Below are 3674 nucleotides of genomic sequence, written 5' to 3'. Positions count from 1 at the left end.
CTTCCAAAGTCGCCCAAGAGGAAGTAAGCTCCACTATATTCTTGGCAGAATATACGCACGAATATATCCGCTTGATATAGAGTTTATATCATGCTATAATATGTGTAGCGGATATATTGCAAGTTCCCTAAAGTGTTACCACTTTAGAACTTGTGAGGGTGGCAAGCCCCCCTTCAATCCCCCTTTTCAGAGAGCCGAAAGGCTCATAGTGTGACGGTGGTAGCACCGAAGAAAGAGAGGTCAAAGGCATGAAAAAAGAAATGGATAAAATTCAGTTTGAGTACAGATACGAGGTGCAGGAGCTGATGAAAGTAATTGATAAATATGTAAAACAGAACCCGGCAGAAAAGGAAAATAAGACGCTGGAGCGTTTCTTTGACTTGCTTGATGTCATGGATATGGAGTGGTAAGGGTATGAACAAGACAAGACCAAAGCAGTTATCATTCCGAGTAAGTGAAGAAGAATACCGGCAGTTGCAGGAGAAGATTTTAGAGAGTGGAAAGAACCAGCAGGAGTATATCCTTTCCTGTGTGCTGGAGAAGCAGATCGTGAATACGGACGGTATCAAAGAACTTATCCCGGAACTGAAACGGATAGGGAACAACCTCAACCAAATAGCAAAGCGGTGTAATGAGGGGGGAATGTTGCCGAGTGAAGCGGAAGTGCGGAAGCATGGAGAGGAGCTGAACAAAGTATGGCAGTCATTAAGGCGGTATCTTCAAAGGCGGGCATAGGGCACGCAATAGATTATGTGACGAAAAAAGAAAAGACAGAGGAGAAGCTTGTCAGCGGTCTGCATTGTGAGCCGGAGACGGTCAAGGAAGAAATGCAAGCCACAAAGGAGCTGTGGGGCAAGACGGACGGAAGAACCTATAAGCATTATGTGCAATCCTACCATGAGGACGAGGAAATAACCCCGGAGCAGGCTCACAAGAACGCTGTCGAGCTGGCAGAGCATACAAAGGCATGGAAAGGGCATGAAGTTCTGATAGCCACGCATATAGACAAGGGGCATATACACACGCACTTTATTGTTAATTCCGTAAATTATGAGAACGGTCATAAGCTCCAATGGAGTAAGCACGACCTTAAAGACTTAAAGGAACGGTGCAACGAGCAGAGCCGGGAACAGGGCTTGCATGTGCCGGAGAAAGGAAAGACATTTGCTGGAGAAGTACGGGAAGAAACGGTGGCATGGAGCAAAGACACCTACCAGCTTTTGAAACAGGCAGAGCAGGGAAAGGTCAAAAGCTATGTGCAGGATATTGCCCTTGCGGTGCTGGATTGTAAGGAAACAGCGACCAGCCGGGAAACATTTATCCGGCTGATGAATGAAAGAGGGTACGGAGTGGACTGGCAGGACAGCCATAAGTACATCACATATACCGACTTAGCCAGGGAACAGGCAGGAGAAAAGGCTTGTAAAATCAGAGATAACAAGCTGGAAAAATACTACAATATGGATTTCGGAAAGGAGAGCATGGAGCATGAGTTTGAGAGAAATGCACGAACAGCAGAAGCAGAGCAGTCCAAGAGAGCAGCTTCAAGAGTTAAACCGACAGAGCCGGACAGAGCTGGAAAACAGTCTGCTCAAAGAAGCGTTGGCGATGTCGAGCGAGAACTGCGAGGAATTGATGAAGCAGTCAAATCAAGAACAAGTAAGGGCAGAGCAGAACAGGCAGAGAGACGCAGAGCAGAACAGGAAGCTCATCAGCGAGCTGAAGCAGAGCGTAGAGCTGCTGAAGAACAGCAACGAGTTGCTTCAAGACGCTATATCGGACGAGGTTGGGAGCTTGAAAGATGAGGTTAAGGAAAACACCGTCCAAGAGGTTAGAAAGGCGTTACAGGCGAATATAGAGGCTATACAGAGGGCTACAAAGCTTCTTGAGAAGCAGTCTGATACACTTACGAGCGTGATGAAGCAGAAGATCCGGGAGCTGGAGGAAAGTAAGAACAGCTTTTTCAGATATGAGGGCTTGAAGTTGTACCTGTTTTGGGGCGGTATGGTCTGCAATATTTTAGTGTTTCTTATGCTGGCATATAGCTTGTTTGGAAAGTAAAAAAGAGTGATAAATTAGAATTTTCTATTGTTTTTTGAGGTGTTATTTATTATAATAGATAATGTTAATATAGAATAAAAACTGCCAACGGGTAGTGAATGCGTAAAGCATTTGTTTGTACATCGTTAGGTCTTTGAAGATGTGCATTCAAATGCTTTTTCTTTTATAACATTAAAAGGAGAAGAACCATGTTTAGAGAAATGAGAAGATTTAAGCAGTTATTGCCACAAGAAACCGCTATAGAAATTTTGAACAGAAATACAAGCGGAACTTTAGCGTTAATCGGAGATAATGATTATCCATACGCCGTTCCTATAAGCTATGTTTATATAGATGGAAAACTGTATTTCCATTCTGCTAAAAGCGGACACAAAATTGATGCAATTATTAAACATGAAAAAGCATCTTTTTGCGTAATTGATCAAGATCATATTGTGCCGGAGAAATATACTACATATTTCAGAAGCGTCATTGCGTTCGGTAAAGTACATCTTGTAGAAGATATGAATGAAATGCGTCGTATTGCAACCTTGCTTTTTATGAAATATTCAGCAGATTACAAAGATGGAATTCCTAAAGAAATTGATTCTTCTATCAGAAACATGGCAATCATTGAAATGACAATTGAACACCTGACTGGTAAAGAAGCAATTGACCTGGTTAAAATGAAAAAAGTTGATAAAGAATAAGCACTGCCACCGGGTAGTAGATGCGTAAAGCATTCGACTGTACATCGTTAGGTCTTTGAAGATGTATATTCGGATGCTTATTTTTTTGGAGGTTATTATGAAAGAGTTTAAGGACTATTTTTCAAAAAGTGAAATTGTTTTGTGGAGTTCTTCTGTAATGGTTATTATAATTTCATTCTGTGTTTTTGACAGAATAAATTATATGACTTTGTGTGCATCGCTAATAGGAGTAACATCTTTGATATTTAACGCAAAGGGAAATCCGTTTGGACAATTACTTATGGTTGTATTCAGTTTGCTGTATGGGATTATTTCATATACCTTTTCGTATTATGGGGAGATGATTACATATCTTGGAATGACAATGCCGATGGCAATTTTTGCCTTAATATCATGGCTGAAGAATCCGTATAACGGAAACAAAGCGGAGGTTAAAGTTAATAGCATTGGAAAAAGAGAAAATGTCTGTATGTGGATTGTGACATTTGTTGTTACATTTCTATTCTATTTGATTTTGAAGTGTTTTAATACAGCTAACATCATCCCGAGCACTATATCGGTAACAACAAGTTTTCTTGCAGTATACCTTACCTTTAGGAGAAGTCCGTATTTTGCATTGGCATACGCTGCCAATGATATTGTTTTGATTATATTATGGATATTGGCAAGTCTGTATGATATTAGATATGTTTCGGTGGTAGTATGTTTTATTGCGTTCTTTGCTAATGATATATACGGATTTGTAAGTTGGAGAAAAATGAAAACCAGACAGCAAGAAATAACTAATGTTGTGAGCATAATGTAAATTCCAGTTTGTCGGTACGAAGAAAAAGGTAAAATACTGTAGTGATAAGATTAGCGGTCAAGGCGAGAGGGAGTGAGGTGTAGGTATTGACACCAAAAAGGCACTCCCTTATACTTGAG

The 3674-nt window shown here is 40.7% G+C and carries 6 protein-coding genes; all 6 read left to right on the top strand.

Annotation, left to right across the window (positions count from 1 at the left end; translation table 11 throughout):
• Window positions 1–248: 248 nt before the first annotated feature.
• The 6 genes from DXA87_RS18230 (at window position 249) to pnuC (ending at window position 3555) form a co-directional block, all read left to right on the top strand.
• The gene (locus DXA87_RS18230; RefSeq protein ID WP_004614779.1) at window positions 249–410 is read left to right on the top strand and encodes a hypothetical protein; all 162 of its coding nucleotides are present in this window, start codon (window positions 249–251) and stop codon (window positions 408–410) included.
• Window positions 411–414: 4 nt separating this feature from the next.
• A complete protein-coding gene (locus DXA87_RS17415; RefSeq protein ID WP_021638906.1) occupies window positions 415–735 on the top strand; it encodes a MobC family plasmid mobilization relaxosome protein in 321 nt (106 codons plus the stop codon).
• A complete protein-coding gene (locus DXA87_RS17410) occupies window positions 696–1805 on the top strand; it encodes a relaxase/mobilization nuclease domain-containing protein (protein ID WP_021638905.1) in 1110 nt (369 codons plus the stop codon). Before DXA87_RS17415 ends, DXA87_RS17410 begins: the two co-directional genes overlap by 40 nt.
• A complete protein-coding gene (locus DXA87_RS17405; protein WP_071143404.1) occupies window positions 1795–2061 on the top strand; it encodes a hypothetical protein in 267 nt (88 codons plus the stop codon). Before DXA87_RS17410 ends, DXA87_RS17405 begins: the two co-directional genes overlap by 11 nt.
• A gap of 188 nt (window positions 2062–2249) precedes the next feature.
• Window positions 2250–2750, top strand: coding sequence for a pyridoxamine 5'-phosphate oxidase family protein (locus DXA87_RS17400; protein ID WP_071143405.1), 501 nt, complete (start codon window positions 2250–2252; stop codon window positions 2748–2750).
• Between the two features lie 97 nt (window positions 2751–2847).
• The gene (gene pnuC, locus DXA87_RS17395; RefSeq protein WP_199484358.1) at window positions 2848–3555 is read left to right on the top strand and encodes a nicotinamide riboside transporter PnuC; all 708 of its coding nucleotides are present in this window, start codon (window positions 2848–2850) and stop codon (window positions 3553–3555) included.
• Window positions 3556–3674: the final 119 nt, after the last annotated feature.

The organism is Desulfotomaculum sp. OF05-3 (assembly GCF_003435535.1).
In the GTDB taxonomy this organism is placed as follows: Bacteria; Bacillota; Clostridia; order Lachnospirales; family Lachnospiraceae; genus Pilosibacter; species Pilosibacter fragilis.
The sequence above is the reverse complement of the archived record's forward strand: the minus strand, read 5'-3'. Positions and strand labels throughout refer to the sequence as shown.

Excerpts from the sequence above, each read along its gene's own strand:
- DXA87_RS18230 (WP_004614779.1), top strand. The coding sequence starts at position 249 with ATGAAAAAAGAAATGGATAAAATTCAGTTTGAGTACAGATACGAGGTG.
- DXA87_RS17415 (WP_021638906.1), top strand. The coding sequence starts at position 415 with ATGAACAAGACAAGACCAAAGCAGTTATCATTCCGAGTAAGTGAAGAA.
- DXA87_RS17410 (WP_021638905.1), top strand. The coding sequence starts at position 696 with ATGGCAGTCATTAAGGCGGTATCTTCAAAGGCGGGCATAGGGCACGCA.
- DXA87_RS17400 (WP_071143405.1), top strand. The coding sequence starts at position 2,250 with ATGTTTAGAGAAATGAGAAGATTTAAGCAGTTATTGCCACAAGAAACC.
- pnuC (WP_199484358.1), top strand. The coding sequence starts at position 2,848 with ATGAAAGAGTTTAAGGACTATTTTTCAAAAAGTGAAATTGTTTTGTGG.